General features: G+C 32.2%; 11 protein-coding genes and 2 rRNA genes (1 of these 13 cut by a window edge). 1 reads left to right on the forward strand and 12 read right to left on the reverse strand.

Annotated elements, in window-relative coordinates; translation table 11 throughout:
• From VJY32_RS08740 to lon, 7 genes are all read right to left on the reverse strand, one after another.
• Positions 1-986: hypothetical protein (locus tag VJY32_RS08740; protein ID WP_353677532.1), on the reverse strand; the 986-nt coding region annotated here is incomplete at its 3' end.
• Between the two features lie 278 nt (positions 987-1,264).
• Positions 1,265-2,272, reverse strand: coding sequence for a zinc-dependent alcohol dehydrogenase family protein (locus VJY32_RS08745; protein ID WP_353677533.1), 1,008 nt, complete (start codon positions 2,270-2,272; stop codon positions 1,265-1,267).
• Positions 2,269-3,294, reverse strand: coding sequence for a LacI family DNA-binding transcriptional regulator (locus VJY32_RS08750; protein ID WP_353677534.1), 1,026 nt, complete (start codon positions 3,292-3,294; stop codon positions 2,269-2,271). The genes VJY32_RS08745 and VJY32_RS08750 overlap by 4 nt, the downstream gene beginning before the upstream one ends.
• A 627-nt stretch (positions 3,295-3,921) precedes the next feature.
• Positions 3,922-4,629 (reverse strand): LamG domain-containing protein, encoded by a 708-nt coding sequence (locus VJY32_RS08755; RefSeq protein ID WP_353677535.1) that lies wholly within the window; start codon positions 4,627-4,629, stop codon positions 3,922-3,924.
• A gap of 24 nt (positions 4,630-4,653) precedes the next feature.
• Positions 4,654-6,276 carry a DNA polymerase III subunit gamma/tau gene (gene dnaX, locus VJY32_RS08760; RefSeq protein WP_353677536.1) on the reverse strand — a complete coding sequence of 541 codons (1,623 nt, stop codon included), beginning with the start codon at positions 6,274-6,276 and terminating at the stop codon, positions 4,654-4,656.
• A gap of 9 nt (positions 6,277-6,285) precedes the next feature.
• Positions 6,286-6,801 carry a GAF domain-containing protein gene (locus tag VJY32_RS08765; RefSeq protein ID WP_353677537.1) on the reverse strand — a complete coding sequence of 172 codons (516 nt, stop codon included), beginning with the start codon at positions 6,799-6,801 and terminating at the stop codon, positions 6,286-6,288.
• A 7-nt stretch (positions 6,802-6,808) separates the two neighbouring features.
• Entirely contained in the window at positions 6,809-9,226 is a 2,418-nt protein-coding gene (lon, locus tag VJY32_RS08770; RefSeq protein WP_353677538.1) for an endopeptidase La, read from the reverse strand.
• 230 nt (positions 9,227-9,456) lie between these two features.
• Between lon and VJY32_RS08775 the strand changes: the two genes are divergently transcribed.
• Positions 9,457-10,236 (forward strand): inositol monophosphatase family protein, encoded by a 780-nt coding sequence (locus tag VJY32_RS08775; RefSeq protein WP_353677539.1) that lies wholly within the window; start codon positions 9,457-9,459, stop codon positions 10,234-10,236.
• A gap of 41 nt (positions 10,237-10,277) precedes the next feature.
• Here the strand turns inward: VJY32_RS08775 and VJY32_RS08780 are convergent, their stop codons facing one another.
• The 5 genes from VJY32_RS08780 to VJY32_RS08800 form a co-directional block, all read right to left on the reverse strand.
• Entirely contained in the window at positions 10,278-11,300 is a 1,023-nt protein-coding gene (locus VJY32_RS08780; protein ID WP_353677540.1) for a homoserine dehydrogenase, read from the reverse strand.
• A 131-nt stretch (positions 11,301-11,431) separates the two neighbouring features.
• The gene (locus tag VJY32_RS08785; protein ID WP_353677541.1) at positions 11,432-13,576 is read right to left on the reverse strand and encodes a T9SS type A sorting domain-containing protein; all 2,145 of its coding nucleotides are present in this window, start codon (positions 13,574-13,576) and stop codon (positions 11,432-11,434) included.
• A 20-nt stretch (positions 13,577-13,596) separates the two neighbouring features.
• Positions 13,597-15,783 carry a T9SS type A sorting domain-containing protein gene (locus VJY32_RS08790; protein WP_353677542.1) on the reverse strand — a complete coding sequence of 729 codons (2,187 nt, stop codon included), beginning with the start codon at positions 15,781-15,783 and terminating at the stop codon, positions 13,597-13,599.
• Positions 15,784-15,895: 112 nt separating this feature from the next.
• A 5S ribosomal RNA gene (gene rrf, locus VJY32_RS08795) occupies positions 15,896-16,012 on the reverse strand.
• A 71-nt stretch (positions 16,013-16,083) separates the two neighbouring features.
• Positions 16,084-17,500, reverse strand: a 23S ribosomal RNA gene (locus VJY32_RS08800); it runs 1,604 nt beyond the window's last position.

Below are 17,500 nucleotides of genomic sequence, written 5' to 3' on the forward strand. Positions count from 1 at the left end.
GCCCACACTAACTTACTCCCCGCTGGCTCTTTCCCCTTTTGCCAGTACGATGGTAACTCCTGTTCAAAACTGCCTATCTCACTTATTGTCGGTATATCAAGTTTTTCTACTGTCAAATAATCACAATATACTGTGCCTTTGAATCTTCCAAGTGGATGTAATCTTACCGATAATGATTTGGCTCCGGCTTGTACCGGTATGTCTACATAAAATGGCATCCAGTCAAATGATGTGACCGCAGGAAATTTTATCGGTATATCTCTCGACCAGAATTCTCCCCACCCTTCATTATTTCCATATGTGTTGTGGAATATCGGTGTAATTGCAAAACATGCCTGATCACCTACATCTGCTACATTCTGCGGGTCTAAGTCTTTCCCTTTTATCCATACTGTTATTCTTATTACATCTCCTTCTTTTATTTCATTGCCTATCAAATATCTTCTTGTCCCCACAAATCCATCATGTGTCCCAGGTAAATTCTCAAACTTTAAACTGTATCTTCCATGATATGCTTCTTCATCTGTTATCTTTGTGTTCTCGTATCCATCACTTAATTTACCATCATTGCCTCCTGTAGGTGGTAACCAATAAAACCATCCTGTCGGCACTCCTACTTGTGTGTTCCAATCCTGCCCTGCCCAGGCTCCCCCTCTACCATAAAACATGAAATCATCTGCCCATACCGTCCCAGTTGCATTCTTACCTCCTACAAATCTTATTATCGTTGTGTATGAATCCTCTGGCAATATTACACTCCCTACTTCATTCGTGTCGGCTATCCATCCACTGCTGCTTGACTTACTCTGGTCTATTGGCAGCTTTATCTCTCCTATCATATTCCCACTCTTTCCATAAAAACTATAACTTATATACCATCTCTCATCTTCATTGGCGGGATTTACATTAACCCCTTCTGTCCTTACATATGCTCCTAAGAATATATCTACATCTTTGCTGTGTGTTGGTGACCATAAATCGCACATGTTCTCACTTTCCCAATATGCTTCTTCTCCCTTTCCTGTCTTCTCTATCTTCAAACTCCTTCCCATCGACCTCCACTGGTCTGTTGCCCACACTAACTTACTCCCCGCTGGCTCTTTCCCCTTTTGCCAGTACGATGGTAGCTCCTGTTCAAAACTTCCTATTAAATTAATACCTGACTGAGCATTTATAACATTTAGCATCATCAGGCTTATTATGGCTACCATAAAGAGTGACCACTTATTTTTAAGTATTTGATTACTCATTGTGCCTCCAATGTTTAATTATGAAATTGATATTTTAATGTATCTGTAATTACGTTTGAATAAAAAATTTGAGTTAATGTATCGAAGTTGATTTTTTTAATGGGGAAATAATCAACATTGATTTTTTTATTATTTAACAAATCAACTGCACGGGCAAATGTAAACGGATTTAAAAATGAAGTGTGAATTGAAAGTTCATAAAGAAATGCTTTATGCAAATCAATATTAATTTTTGAATTAATTGGAGGAACACCAAATAGAATAATTTTACTCCCACGTTTTACTAAATTCATACATAAAGACACAGCTTCTATTCGTCCGACACATTCAATTACACAATCAGCTCCGCCGCTTGTTACATCTTGAATAGTATCTATCAGATTTTTTTCATCGGGCGAAAAAACAAAATCAGCACCTAACTTATAAGCTAACTTTTGCTTAAATTCTATTGGTTCAATTAAATATATTTTTGAAGCTCCTTTTAAGCGTGCTAATTGTAACATTAATAATCCTATAGTACCACCACCCAGAATTACAACGGATTCACCTGTTTTAATTTCTGCTTTATCAATTCCTCTTAAGCAACATGATAATGGTTCAGAAAATGAAGCGACGTCGAGAGGGACATCTGATGAAATTTTATAAACTTGAGAAACAGGAGCAATAACATACTCAGCAAAACCTCCATCTAAAGTTACACCAAGAGCTTTGTGATTCTCACAAAAATTGATTTTGCCATTTCTACAATAAGAACATTTTCCACAAAATATATTTGGGTCTACAACTACTTTGTCGCCGATTTCAAATTCCAAATGATTATTATTGTCGGCAATAATACCACTAAACTCATGTCCTAATATTGTATTTGACTTCGCAAAAGAGTCTCCTTTAAATATATGAAAATCAGTTCCGCATACTCCGCAGGAATGAATTTTAATTATCAATTCATCTGAATTAGGTTTTCGTAAGTCTTTATTTACAATATCTACCTTGAATGGTTCTATAAAAATTAATGCTTTCATAAATTAATTTGTTTTGTAGAATTTCTAATTATTAACTCAACTGGGACTAAAATTTTTTTTGTTTGCAGTTTTTCTTTCTCATTCAAAATATTGACCATTAAATTCATTGCTTCTATACCCAGTTCGATTTTTGGGACTCTGATTGTAGTTAACTGTGGAGACAAAGATACATCTGCTTCGACATCATCAAAACCAACGATTGAAATATCATCAGGGATTCTGATATTATTTTCAGAACAATACTGCATAATGCCCATTGCCATAGCATCATTACAGGCAAATATTGCAGTAATATTTTTATTAGAAGTCAATAAACGTTTAGCTGCATTATAACCATTGGAGCGTGCGGGATAATCTTCATCAGCAATTATATTTTTTTGATTAACAGGAATGCCTGATGATTCAAGAGCTTGTTTATAACCAATTAATCTATCAGTAATACTTGGATGTGTAATATCGCCACCTATAAAAGCAATCTCTCTATGGCCAAGTTCTATAAGGTGTTTTGTAGCTAAATATCCACCTTTAATATTATCAATCAATACAACATTATATTCACCATTAGGGGGATAAAAATCTACAAAGACAATTGGAATTTTATATTTATATAATTGCGATAAAAAAGTAAGAGGAACTTTTCCTGCTATAATTACGCCATCAACATTTTTCTCAAGAATAAATCGAGGCATTTGGTCATTTTCATCGAAGTCTCTTTTAATAGTTGCTAACAGAACATAATAGTCGTTCCCTCTTGTGACAAATTCAGTACCTAAAAATATTCTTGTATAGAAGGGTTCTGTTCTTAAGAAATGGTCTTCGGTTAAAACAAAACCAATATTTCCTGTAGTTTTTGTTACTAAACCTTTGGCAGATCGCGATGGATGATAGTTTAACTCTTTTATTGCCTTCAGTACTTTATTACGAGTAACATTTGAGATTCTTTTATTGTTATGAAGTACTAATGATACCGTAGCAATTGAAACACCAGCCTTCTTTGCTACATCTTTTATAGTTACGCGCATATATAGTTAAACGTTTTACTTAAAATTAGTTTATCAGATTTTTATTGTCAAGTACTTTTAAGAATTTTTTTCTCAAAGTAGCAGTTAAATCAATAAAAATATAATTATTCGTTATTTTTCAATAAAATCCCAATTAATTTTTCAATATTACGGCAGATTTTATTGATAAACTTTAACTTTGATACAAAAATAGGATAAAAAGAAGTTAAACGTTTTAACAATTATTTGAATTTCTATTGAATTGATGAACTTTTTCATTGATTCCCAATTTTAGCTAAATCTAAAAGAAACTATGAGGCTGGATCAAGATGTAGTTAATAAAATTTTTTTCAAGTTCTTTTTTGAACATACCTTAAATAAAATAATGATAAACTTCATTGAATACTTCTCCTAATAATTCCAAAATTATTTGATAATGATAATATGATTCTATTAAAGTATTTCTATTACTTTTCTACAATTTACTTTACTATTCAACAAACAAAGAAGAAATCAAGTTAGAAAATTTTCACAAGAAATCTAAACTTGCAATTCACCAGGCAAAAAGGAAAATGGGAATGATTGGGTTTTGGTATTAGACTGCTTATGAAATGATTTTATTGATTTATGATAATAAAATTTTTTTACTTAATTCTGCTTGTTGGGATAATCGAATTTTTCTGGTGTGAGTGCTTGATTTGTAAACTTTACCATTTTAATTATTCCCTTAAACCACGACTTCATATTTTGTCTTACTCCCAGAGAAATTTTTCCCTCTTCTCCAATCGGGAAATAATTTACTTTGCCTCTCAATTCTTCTTTACCATTAACATAGTGTTTCATTAATCCATTATGATAAACTAATGCAACATGATACCATTCCCCCAGTGGATGTGAAATTGTCGTATCTAACAAAGTACAACGTGAAGTATCTGATTTAATAAAAGTATCAAGCGACCATCTTTTGTTTTTAAGTAATCTCAATTCTATCAAGACCCTTTTATTATCATCTTCGTTTTTAATGTGTAAAAATCTTTGCTCATAGTTATCAGGATTTTTAGAAGAATCAGGTTTAAAAATTATTTCAACCGTAAAGCATGAATAATTTGAAAGCGGATTATAATTAATTAGTAAACCATCATTAATTCCATCGAAATATAATGCTTTACCAAACGTGGTATTAATTATAGATGGCCTATCAGTAAGAAATGTTGTATTAAATCCTCCAACTTTATATGGATTATCAAGATGCCAGATTGTTACTATAGTATCATTTTCATTTACATAATTTGATTGTGGATAAATTAATGAAGATATAAAATAAAATATCTTACAACAAATTATAATTTTTCGCAAAAGGACTGAACTCATTTAGAAATATTACTTTTTAATTTCTTTCCCGCCTAGTTTTGTAATTACTGCTTTTATTAGAGGATTTTCTTCTTCTGCAACTGATTTTTCTGACACTTTCTTTATCTGTATACTTTTATCTGCAAAATCAAATTCTATTTTTTTGCCAAAAATTTCTTTGGTCTTTTTATCAAGATAACTTTTGTTATCACAAATCATGTCCCAGTCTTCAGGTTTTTCAACTTCTACTTTCAATTTGTTATTAACAAAATCGATTGGATTTGTATTTAACAATACAGAACCAAAAAATAATTTTTCATTTTTAACCTGTTCAACAAATTCCTGCCACTTAGCTATTATGTTATTAAAATCTTCAGAATCATTTGCAGTTGGTGGGACAAAGGATTTGACTTCCGGTATTTTAATTTCTTCTTTTGTAGCAGGTCTTACATTCGAAATCTCTTTTTTAAATGATTGAGAACTACCTGCATATGAAATATTTTTTTCTTTCATGTTTTGTGAGCTATCACTGCCAATTTTCGAAATCAATTCTGAAATCAGTGCTGATTTTTCTAACCCAATTAATTGACATAGTGCAATTTCAATTTTCAATTTTGGATTTGAAGAAGATTTTATTTCATATTGAGTTTTATTTATGAATGTTAAAATCCTCAACAAATCACTTTCAGTAAATTTATCCGAATAAGACAAATATTTTTCTTTGTAAATTTCTGCACTTTCAACTAAATGAGTATCTTTTCTAATAACAACAGTTAAGATATTTCTAAAATGTTCATTTAGCCCGTTCAAAAAGTCAACATAGTTCCAGCCGTTATCATAAATTTTTTGTGTTATATCAAAAGCATGTTTGAAATTTTTAGAAATAATTGCATCGGATATTTCAAAATAAATATCTTCATCAATTAAATTAAACATACGGGCAAGTATAGCTGAATCAACTTTATTACCACTGAATGAAATTGCTTGGTCAAAAAAACTTTGAGCATCTCTTAAAGCGCCATCTGCTTTTTTAGCAATAATTGTCAGAGCAGTATCATCAATTTCAATCCCTTCTGCTTGAGCAATATTTTTAAGAAGATTTTTTATTGTATTTAATTCTATTCTTCTAAAATCAAATCTCTGACATCTTGATATAATTGTTAAAGGAACTTTATGAACATCAGTAGTAGCAAATATAAATAATGTATGTTCTGGTGGCTCTTCTAGAGTTTTCAAAAGTGCATTGAATGATTCTGTAGTTAGCATGTGAACTTCATCTATAATATAAACTTTGTATTTGCCTTTAGTAGGAGCATACTTTACAGATTCTCTCAATGTTCTTATTTCTTCAATTCTTCTGTTTGATGCACCATCAATTTCAATTATATCGAGTGTTTGAGAATTTAGAAAAGCTTTGCACATTTCGCATTCATTGCATGGTTCTCCATTCTGTGGATTTAGACAATTCAATACTTTAGCTAAAATTCTGGCTGTAGTTGTTTTACCAACTCCACGAGGTCCCGCAAATAAATATGCATGTGCAATTCTATTATTAATTATTGCATTTTTTAATGTAGTTGTGATATGTTCCTGACCAACTACTTCTTCAAATTTTTGTGGTCTCCATTTACGTGCAGTTACTAAATAATTCATATTACTTTTCTAAGTTGTTATATTTTTAATTTTTTTGAAATCAATTTTATTAAATAATAATTCACAAAGTTTTTCTAAATAAATTTTATCAACTTCATTAAATGCTGAATAATTATAACTATCTAAATCAAGAACACCGTAAACTTCATCTTTATCTTTTAGGGGAATTACAATTTCAGATTTTGAATCAGCATCACACGCAATGTGACCGGGAAATTTATTTACGTCTTCTACAATTATTGTTTCTTTTTTTGCTGCTGCAGTTCCACAAACTCCATTCCCTAATCGAATTTCTGTGCATGCAACTTTACCTTGGAACGGTCCTAAAATTAATTTATCATTTTTCAAAAAATAAAAACCTACCCAGCTAATTTTATCGAAAGATTCTTTTAATGCTGCTGTAAAATTTGATAAAGAAGAAATTATCTCATCATTTTCAGAAATTAAATTATCAATTTGTGGAATTAAACTTTTATAAATTTCTTCATCAGATAAATTTTTATTTACTGTTAAAGATTCTGCCATCTTTCAGTTATTTGCGATTTTTCTTTGTTTTCTTTTTCTTCTTAGTATCTTCTTCGAAGACATAAGGCAATGCTTCTTTGATAGTAGAAATGGGAATAATCTTTAAGCCTTCTTTTACTTCAGGTTTTATTTCACTCAAATCTTTTTCATTATCTTTTGGAATAAGCACAATAGAAATTTCATTTCTTCTTGCAGCTAAAAGTTTTTCATTCAAACCACCAATTGGCAAAACATTCCCGCGTAATGTAATTTCACCTGTCATTGCCACATCATTTCTTGCAGGCTTACCGCTGAATGCTGAATACAACGCCATTGCCATAGTTATTCCTGCCGAAGGTCCATCTTTAGGAATAGCTCCTTCTGGCAGATGGATATGAATTTCCTTTCCTTTATTAAAGTGAGGAGGTAAACCAAATTCTTTTGCATTAGAACGCAGATAACTCAATGCTGCCATTGCTGATTCACGCATCACATCGCCTATCTGGCCTGTGATTGTTAATTTTTCTGAACCAGGCATTACAGTAGCATCTACCTGCAATATTTCTCCTCCAACACTTGTCCATGCTAATCCTGTAACACTTCCTACTCTTAATTCTTTATTAGCTTTTTGAGTTCTATATCTCGGAACACCAAGAAATTTTTCAATCAATTCTGAATCAATTACAAAGTTCTTTTTGACTTTTTTCTTCCCATTTTCTGACTGTGCTATAACAATTTCTTTTGCTGTCTTTCTTAAAACAGATGCAATTTCTCTTTCAAGATTTCTTACCCCAGCTTCACGAGTATATTCAGTAATAATTTTTAAAATCGCTTCTTCCTTAAAATCGATATTAAATTTATCGAGGCCATGAGCTTTTAATTGTTTTGGAATTATATGCCTTTTTGCAATCTCAACTTTTTCAAATTCGAGATAACCCGGAAGTTCAATTATTTCCATTCTATCTTGAAGTGGAAGAGGAATATTATATCTTACATTAGCAGTTGTAATAAACATAACCTGAGATAAATCATAATCAACATCGAGATAATGGTCATTGAAAGTATGATTTTGTTCGGGGTCAAGAACTTCAAGCATAGCTGATGATGGGTCGCCGCGAAAATCCATACTCATTTTATCAATTTCATCAAGAAGCATAACTGGATTTACTGTTTTTGCTCTTTTCATTGATTGAATAATTTTACCTGGCATTGAGCCAATATAAGTTCTTCTGTGCCCACGAATTTCTGCTTCATCTCGAACGCCACCTAAAGAAATTCTAACAAAATTTCTTCCAAGTGCTCTTGCAATTGATTTTCCTAAGGATGTTTTACCAACACCTGGGGGCCCAACAAAACATAAAATTTGTCCACGCATACTTTTTACTAAATTCAAAACCGCAATGTGTTCTACGATTCTTTCTTTTGGTTTATCGAGACCATAATGGTCTTCATCAAGAATTTTTCTAACATTTTTTATATCAAGATTATCTTTCGTTTTTTTATACCATGGCACATCAATTAACCAATCTAAATAATTTCTTATAACTGTTGCTTCTGGAGAACTTGGCGGTGTTTTTTTAAGCTTGTTTAATTCTTCCATTGCTTTTTCGTGAACATGAGGAGGCATTTTAGCTTTTTGAATTTGTTCTTTTAATTTTACAAATTCAGGCGAAGTATCTTCTTCATCACCAAGCTCTTCTTGCAAAATTCTAATTTGCTCTTGGATAATAAATTTTCTCTGAGTCTTTGCAATATTCTCCTGAACTTTGTTTTCAATTTCTTTTTCGATTTTCAAAATCTCAATTTCTGAATTAAGTATTCTAATTACCTCGTAAAGTTGTTCTTTAATAGAAAATTTCTGAAGTATTTTTTGTTTTACTTCAATTGATTGATTGATATTTGCAGCCACATAAAAAAGTTTTCTATCAGACTCTTCAATATTTTCATAAGCTGTTAAAGCTTCTTGAGGAATAGCTTTATTAATTTTCACATACTCTTTAAAAAGATTAGTCATCTGTCGAAGAAGAGCTTTCATTTCACGAGGGTCTTCTTCTTTTGGAGGAATAACTTCTACTTCAGCTTCAAAAAAATTTGTTCTTTCGGTAAATCTTTTTATCCTCCCTTGAATAATCCCATCAATAAGTATTTTCAAAAGTCCATTTGGTAATTTTAATATCTGAATAATTTTTGCAATAGTTCCTTCTAAATAAATATCATCAGGTGTGGGTTCATCAATATTAGAACGTTTTTGAGCAGCAAGAAATATATACTTTGAATTATCAAGTGCATAATTAGCCGCCCTAATTGACTGTTCTCTTCCAACAAGAATAGGAAATATCATGTAAGGGAAAATTACATTATCTCTTAAAGGTAATACAGGTAATACTCGTGGAATATCTTCAATCATAGAATATTCTGTTTCCTGTGTTAATAATTTTTCTTCCATTAATTTACAACCTTCTTTCAAATTTGTTTTTCAATTCAAAATATACCAAAATGTTGAGGTGCTATCAAGGTAAACAAAAGTATATTTATTTTGCTTGGTATTCAAAATATTATCACATTTAATATGATTTCCATTCCAATTAAATAAAAATAATTAATAATAAATTATGTCAAACAAAAAATAATATTTAAAATTGCATGTCATTTTTTTAAAGTTTTATGGAGAGTTAAATGATTAACAAAGTAATTGACATAGCCAAAGAGGCTGGAGAGATAATTAGAGAAGGTTTTAGAAAAAATTTTTTAATTGAATACAAAACAAACTTATCTAACCTTGTTACTGAAATTGACAAAAAATCAGAACAATTAATTATTGATTTCATAAGAAAAGAATATCCCACTCATTCAATCATTGCCGAGGAAAGTGGCACGCAAAGATATTCTTCTGAATATATCTGGGTTATTGACCCTCTTGATGGAACTACAAATTTTGCACACGGACTGCCAATTTTTTCAGTTTCTATAGGGGTTCAAAAAAATAATGAAACAATTTGTGGTGTAGTATATGATATAATGAGAGATGTAATTTATTCAGCTGAATTGGGAAGCGGCGCATACTGTGATAGTAGAAAACTGCATGTTAATGATAATGGAGATTTAGAAAAAAGCGTTCTGGTTACCGGTTTCCCATACAATGTTAAAGAAAATCCTGATTATGCAATTGAGAGATTCGTTGAATTTTTAAAATGCAGCAGAGCAGTTAGACGATTAGGCTCAGCAGCAATTGATATGTGTTATGTTGCAGAAGGAGTATTCGATGGCTTCTGGGAAGTTTTTCTTAATCCATGGGACGTTTGTGCAGCTAAACTTCTTGTTGAAGAAGCCGGAGGAATTGTAACAGATTTTTCTGGTAACAAAGCTACAATTTTCAGTAAACAATTTTTAGCAAGCAATCCTCAAATTCATAAAAGTATGCTCGATGTACTTCAGAAATTTAATGCTAAAACTTAGATACTGATAAAATATTTTATTAACTATTGAGTTGACTATAATTATTTTTTTGAATCATTAATTTCAAGCAAATCACTTAGTATTGCAAAACCAGTTTCTACTTTACCTGCGCCTTTCCCTATTACTGTAACATCACCAAGTAAATCAGTTGTAAATGTTATCGCATTGGTCGAACCCGTAACTCCTGCAAGTGGATGGGTCAATGGAATTAACTGTGGTTTTATAGAGGCAATAATTTTACCATTTTTTAATTCTACCGAAGCAATTAATTTCCACCGTGAATTTTGTCTTTTTGCTTCTTCAATATCAGATAATGTAATTTTTGTAATTCCTTCACACTCAACATCATTAAAATGCAAATTAGCCCCCATAAGCACATTTGCCAATATTGTAACTTTTGCTCTGGCATCAAAACCTTCGACATCATTTGTTGGGTCCGCCTCGGCATATCCTAATTTTTGTGCTTCTGCCAGTGCATCTTGGTAACTCATACCTTCTTCCATTCGGGTCAGAATAAAATTTGTTGTTCCATTCAATATCCCTTTTGCTGAAAAAATTTTATTACCCGCTAATGGACCTCTAACTAAATTTAATACCGGAGTTCCACTCATTACAGTTCCTTCAATCAAAAATTTTACGCCATTATTGTTCGCAAGAGCTGACAACTTTTTATAAGCAAATACAGCAGGACCTTTATTACTCGTTACAACATGTTTCTTTAATTCAAGAGCAGTTTTGCAATGATTAATTGCAGGTTGCCCATTTTTCAAATTTGTATATGCTAATTCACAAATTACATTTGCATTTGATTTTTTAATTGTCTTGATTGAGTCCCAATCAACTAAATTTTTTGTGAATTTATTATTCGTTCGAACATCTTCTAATACTTTTTTAATATTTAGTCCTTGAGGATTAAAAACTGTTCCATATTTAATATCATTAATTGCTACGATTTCATATTCATAATTATAATTCTTTTTTAATTCCTTTTTCTTATTTAATAAAATCTCACAAAAACCTTGAGCTACTGTTCCAAAGCCTATTAAAGCAATTTTTTGTTTCATTTTTATTCCTCAATTATTTGTTCAATATTTATAAAGCATTCGAAAAATAATCATGAAAAAATTTAAAATCATTCTATTATAAATATTACAAATACATTTTCAAAAATCAGTCACAGAAAAAATTTTTGTATCTATTTCATCAATAACAATTTTTGTTTAGCAAAATAGCTCTTTCTACCTCCTTCAAAAGATATAACAAGAATATAAATACCTGACGAAAGATTTGAGCCATTAAAAATAATTGAATGATTGCCTGCATTCATCTCTTTATTAATGAGTTCATTAACAATTTCACCTAAAATGTTATATACTCTTATAATTACCTTCCCATTTGCAGGCAATTTAAAATTAATTGTTGTAGATGGATTAAATGGATTCGGGAATACATTAACAGCAAAGTTTATTGAATCTGCTTTTGATTCGTCATTCACATCTGTATTAGCCCAATCTTTTTCACCATCTCTACTTGGTGAAGTATTGGTTCCTTGACTCGTTTCTAAGTTAAATACCAAAAAGCCTGTGTAAGGTGTTAATATATTTTCTTCGATACCTAAATCTATTATGTTTGAGATAGTTAACGGGTCATAAGGAAGTTTTAATAAAGATTGAATATGTTTGCCATACCATGTAGTTGCAACTAATTCACTCCCATGAACAATATCATTTTCTGTTAAAGTGATTGAATATTTTTCGTTGGTCGTTCTGTATTTCCCGAACACTGTAATATCAACAGGAAAATTCCCAGAAAATTTTCCAATTTGCATAATTGGAGTATTGATTGGATAATAACCTTCGTGAAGAGCAATAAAATGTTTGCTGTGCGCATATCCATCTTGATATCGCATTTGAACTTCAACACTTTCAAAATGGCTTATATCTTCATAAAGAAATGCAAATAACATTTCTTTTAATGAATTATATCTTAAGAAAAACAAATTTCCTGATGTTGTATATGTAATAATTCCATAAAATGATTGCATTGGAGTTTCATAATAACCATTATTCCAAATTAAATAACTTTTATTATCTAAATCAAAGGAATGAATCTTAGTCCCTTTTTTAAATTTATCAATAACTTCATATGCAAATTGCTCTTTGCTATCTCCATATAAATTAATCGTATTAATATTTGTAATAAATAAAACTTCAGAAAAATCACTTTGAGAATTTATAAACTCAGCTGCTTTCGAAATTAAAGGAAGCAAATTATTATAACTCGGAAAAGAACGCATCATAATTTTTTGAAATAATTTATCAATTCCTTCTTTTGTGCAGGCAACCCATTGATTACTTCCTAAAACATATTCATCATAAGCAATTAATACATTAATAGAATCTGATTCCGTTAATGCTTGCATCAAAGATTCTTTCAAATATGAAAGTAAAAAATCACCGTCAAGATTATTTGTATTAAATCGATTAAAATCAATTACGAATAAAACTTTTCTTGGTTTAGAAATTTTTTGAATTTGAGGAGGCTTTACAGCAAGGTGATAAAAATGTTCTCCGTTTTTTGTATATGTTGAAAAGAATACATCTTTTTTTATTGGCGATGGCAATTCCATTTCTACAAATTGATTTTCACTTACAGGTATTTCTAATTCCCATGAAGAAATATCATTCAGATTTTTAGATAATAAAACATCAGTACCAATTAATTTAGGTTCATAAGGTTCGTTTCCATATTCATAAAGAATTTTTAATTTTTCTGGTGGCGGTGTATTTTTTGAAATCAATTGTGTCATTGGCAGCCAGACTCGCAAATTCTCTCCAGTTGGTCTGCCCGGAAGCAAATACTGAATCTTAAATTTCTTTTTTTCATTTCTTTTAATTGGAAATAATCTTAATTCATGAACAACCTGTCCATCATTATTTGGTGTTGATTGAACTAATAAAGCCGGATTACGAACAGGTACACTTACATCACTAAATAATAATTCTGCTGTCCATTTATCTAACATCTTTGCATAAATAATTGAGTCACCTTCCCAGTAACAGAATTCATGAACTATAGCATCTTGAGGGAGATTAAATTGCCATTTAAATTCCAGTTCGTTGTAGTTCTTAAAAAACCAGCTTTGAAAATCATAAGAGACTGTCATATACAAATTAATCTCAACATAAACACCCGCTGGCTTAATTATCAATACTATATCATCAATATTCACATTATAATCTTTTACATTTGGATAATTGGCTTCATAGACTGAAAATTCTGTTGCATGAGTTGTTTTTAATGCGATAATTAATAAAATGTATAATATTATTTTTTTCATGATCTACCTCAAAACTTATATTAACGAATCAACAATAATTTGATTGATTTAATTATTCTGTCTGTCCTGAATACTGCTATGTAAGTTCCTGATGATACTTCTGTTCTTGAATCATTTAATCCATCCCAGAGGATTTTAATTTCTGATGAATTTGTATAATCACTTAAATCATAACTTCTTACTTTTTGACCGAGTATATCGTAAATCTCAAGATTTTTATTTTTATTCAAAAGTTCAGTCGGTAATTTTATAGTAATATTTGTAGATGGATTAAATGGATTTGGATAACATGACATTCCTAATTCTTTCGGTAGAATCTTTTCATTTATTGAATCACTAATTTCTACACTCACCACTGAATCTTCTGCATAAATTCTACTAAATCCGATATAATTAGATGGACCAGGAATAATAAAAGCACTGTATGGAGTTAATAATTCTTTTTTTACAGAAAGTTCTTCAATATATTTTATTGTACTGTAACTCTGAGGTTGTAAAAACAATTCGTTGATAATATAATTTCCATACCAATAAAGAGAAGTATTTTGAATCATATAATCAGGAACAGTTGAATTATCTTCTGTTAATAAAATAGAATTGAAATAATTATCACCAAAATATTTTCCAAAATAATTTACTGTCATTGGCAATGTACCATCACATACACCAATTTGAGCAAATCTTGCAGTGATATTAAAATTATTTTTCCCTCTATTAAGATTTACACTTGAATGCGTAAATCCATTAACAGGCATTGGATCAATTTCTACCGTGCTTACTTTTGGTGCAAAGCAATCAAGAGCTTCATCAATAAAATATTGATAATAAATACCATACAATTTGTTTAAATTGCCTTTTGATAAACGAGTCAAATTTTCATAAAGATATTCATTCCCTCTATAATATTTATTTTGAATGTAATAACCCGCATAATCATTTGAAACATCAAGAATATTAAAAATAATATTATTCTTTGCTTTGAAGTAAGTTTCATTTAATAATTCCATTACGGTTTCTGCTCTTACAGCAGTTTGATAGTCATCCGAAATCAACCAGACTTCTGCATCAATATTTTTTTCATTGAGAAAATGAGTTATCTCTTTTAACATGTAAGGAAGTGTATTCAATTTTGGAATAACCTGATTGACAATATTTAATTTTTCCTTAATTAGACTGTCGGTTCTTTCTTCAAAGTTTTTACTTAGCCATGAAGCATTAAAATCACTAATTATAAAAATCAAAGAATCTTTATTAGTAGTAGAAATTGATAAAGCTTCATTAATCATATTCAGAAAATTACCTCTATTCATATCACCAAAAAATTTATTAATGATGTCGAAAGCAATCACAATTTTTCTTGGCTTACGAAGTGCATCATTTATAAAAGGTTTAGTAGATAATTGATAAAAAGTATAATCATCGAAATGAGTTTTTAAAAATTTTCCAGTCGAAGATTCTTCAGGAAAATAAATTTTAAATTGAGCGACATAATTTGTATCATTAACCCAGAAGACGCCTTGTTTAGTCCATTTTTTTGGTGCATATATAAAATTAACTGGTTTGGACAAAGGGTTGTTATAATCAACAACTAAAAATTTAGCGGAGGCATTTGTAAAACAGTTTGTATTATTATTTCGGTAGAATTGTGCAACTAAATTTTCGATAATTCTCTTATTGTAGTTTATTTCGCAAGGGGTAATAAATTTAATAATGAACTCAACAGATTCATCCCATCGTATTGGAGAAAATCTCATATCATATTGTTGGTTATAGTTCCCATTATAATCTCTTCTCATATATTCTCTTAATAATGCTCTGGTGGATAGAGTTTGGTTATAATTTTTTTCAGCAGTAGAAATATCAATAATAGTTGCATCAATATAAGATTGTTTTGAATTATCCCATACAGAAAATTTTTTTACAAAAGAATTTTTAGGGAGAGAGAAATTCCATACAAATTCATAATTACCTGAAGGAGGATTTTGGCAATAATAATTATACCCACCCCATCGATACTCACTACCTAACTTGAACTTTAGATTCAGAGTAGTTTCATAGAACAATCCATATAGTTCAAATTTAGTTTCATATTTTAGAATTTGGTAAGTATACCAGACATCATAAGAAGGCGAGAGTTTTTTAGCATAAAATTCTGCAAAAGTTAATTGTGCTGTAGCCAACAGAATAATAAAAATAAATTTTTTCATAAGCCCTCCGATTTTGAAATAAATATAAACTTTTTTACAGTTAAATGCGGGAAAAAGAATAAAAATAAAAAACCCCATTTCAAATTTTTTGAAATGGGGTTTTAATTATTAATCCTGGCAGCTACCTACTCTCCCACGCACTTGCGCACGCAGTACCATCGGCGTTTACGGGCTTAACTTCTCTGTTCGGAATGGGAAGAGGTGTTTCCCCGTAGCTATAACCACCAGAAAATTTTAGAACAAACTTATGAAAGATTGAAAGAGAGAGTCAAATTTAACATCTATCTTGAGATAAACTTTATGGCTAAGTCTCACGACTTATTAGTACTGCTCGGCTCAATCCGTTGCCGGACTTACACCTGCAGCCTATCAACCTCGTAATCTCCGAGGAGTCTTCAGTTCTCCGCCTTGCGTTGGAGAAAGGGATACCTCATCTTGAAGTGTGCTTCGCACTTAGATGCTTTCAGCGCTTATCACATCCGTTCATAGCTACCCAGCGCTGCCGCTGGCGCGACAACTGGTACACTAGAGGAACGTTCGCTTCGGTCCTCTCGTACTAGAAGCGACTCTTCTCAGGTATCCTGCGCCCGCATAGGATAGGGACCGAACTGTCTCACGACGTTCTGAACCCAGTTCACGTACCGCTTTAATTGGCGAACAGCCAAACCCTTGGGACCTTCTTCAGCCCCAGGATGCGATGAACCGACATCGAGGTGCCAAACCTTGCCGTCGATATGAACTCTTGGGCAAGATCAGCCTGTTATCCCCGGCGTACCTTTTATCCTTTGAGCGATGGCCCTTCCACTCGGAACCACCGGATCACTAAGCCCTGCTTTCGCATCTGCTCGGCCTGTGTGCCTCACAGTCAAGCTCCCTTATGCCTTTGCACTCAACGCATGATTACCAACCATGCTGAGGGAACCTTTGGGAGCCTCCGTTACCATTTAGGAGGCGACCGCCCCAGTCAAACTACCCGCCTAACACTGTCCCTTCCGCTGATTCAAGCGGAGAGGTTAGAATCCAATTAAAACAAGGGTGGTATTTCACCGTCGACTCCACCGAAGCTAGCGCCCCGGCTTCACAGTCTCCCACCTATCCTACACATGCTTTAACCGAACCCAATGCTAGGGTGCAGTAAAGGTGCACGGGGTCTTTCCGTCCATATGCGGGTAACCGGCGTCTTCACCGGTACCACAATTTCACCGAGCCCGTGGTTGAGACAGTGCCCAAATCGTTACACCATTCGTGCAGGTCGGAACTTACCCGACAAGGAATTTCGCTACCTTAGGACCGTTATAGTTACGGCCGCCGTTTACTGGGGCTTCGGTTCAGAGCTTCTCCACCTTGCGGCAGATAACCCCTCCCCTTAACCTTCCAGCACCGGGCAGGTGTCAGTCCCTATACGTCGTCTTAATTGACTTCGCAGAGACATGTGTTTTTGTTAAACAGTCGCTTGGGCCCTTTCACTGCGGCCTCATTCGGCTCGATTTGTGCAATCTCACCTACTAGAGGCACCCCTTCTTGCGAACTTACGGGGTCAATTTGCCGAGTTCCTTAACCACGGCTCACTCGAGCGCCTTAGAATACTCATCCCATCTACCTGTGTCGGTTTGCGGTACGGTCTGGCATAAATCTCCCGTACGAAGATTTTCTCGGCAGTATGCTTAGGACCAGTTTGTGCCCTTAGGGCTCCCCGTCGTGTCTCGGTGTATGAGAA

This window comes from Rosettibacter primus (assembly GCF_036860675.1).
Lineage (GTDB): Bacteria > Bacteroidota > Ignavibacteria > Ignavibacteriales > Melioribacteraceae > Rosettibacter > Rosettibacter primus.

Coding starts and splice junctions, on each gene's coding strand:
- VJY32_RS08775 (WP_353677539.1), top strand. CDS start 9,457: ATGATTAACAAAGTAATTGACATAGCCAAAGAGGCTGGAGAGATAATT.
- VJY32_RS08780 (WP_353677540.1), bottom strand. CDS start 11,300: ATGAAACAAAAAATTGCTTTAATAGGCTTTGGAACAGTAGCTCAAGGT.
- VJY32_RS08785 (WP_353677541.1), bottom strand. CDS start 13,576: ATGAAAAAAATAATATTATACATTTTATTAATTATCGCATTAAAAACA.
- lon (WP_353677538.1), bottom strand. CDS start 9,226: ATGGAAGAAAAATTATTAACACAGGAAACAGAATATTCTATGATTGAA.
- dnaX (WP_353677536.1), bottom strand. CDS start 6,276: ATGAATTATTTAGTAACTGCACGTAAATGGAGACCACAAAAATTTGAA.
- VJY32_RS08790 (WP_353677542.1), bottom strand. CDS start 15,783: ATGAAAAAATTTATTTTTATTATTCTGTTGGCTACAGCACAATTAACT.
- VJY32_RS08765 (WP_353677537.1), bottom strand. CDS start 6,801: ATGGCAGAATCTTTAACAGTAAATAAAAATTTATCTGATGAAGAAATT.
- VJY32_RS08745 (WP_353677533.1), bottom strand. CDS start 2,272: ATGAAAGCATTAATTTTTATAGAACCATTCAAGGTAGATATTGTAAAT.
- VJY32_RS08750 (WP_353677534.1), bottom strand. CDS start 3,294: ATGCGCGTAACTATAAAAGATGTAGCAAAGAAGGCTGGTGTTTCAATT.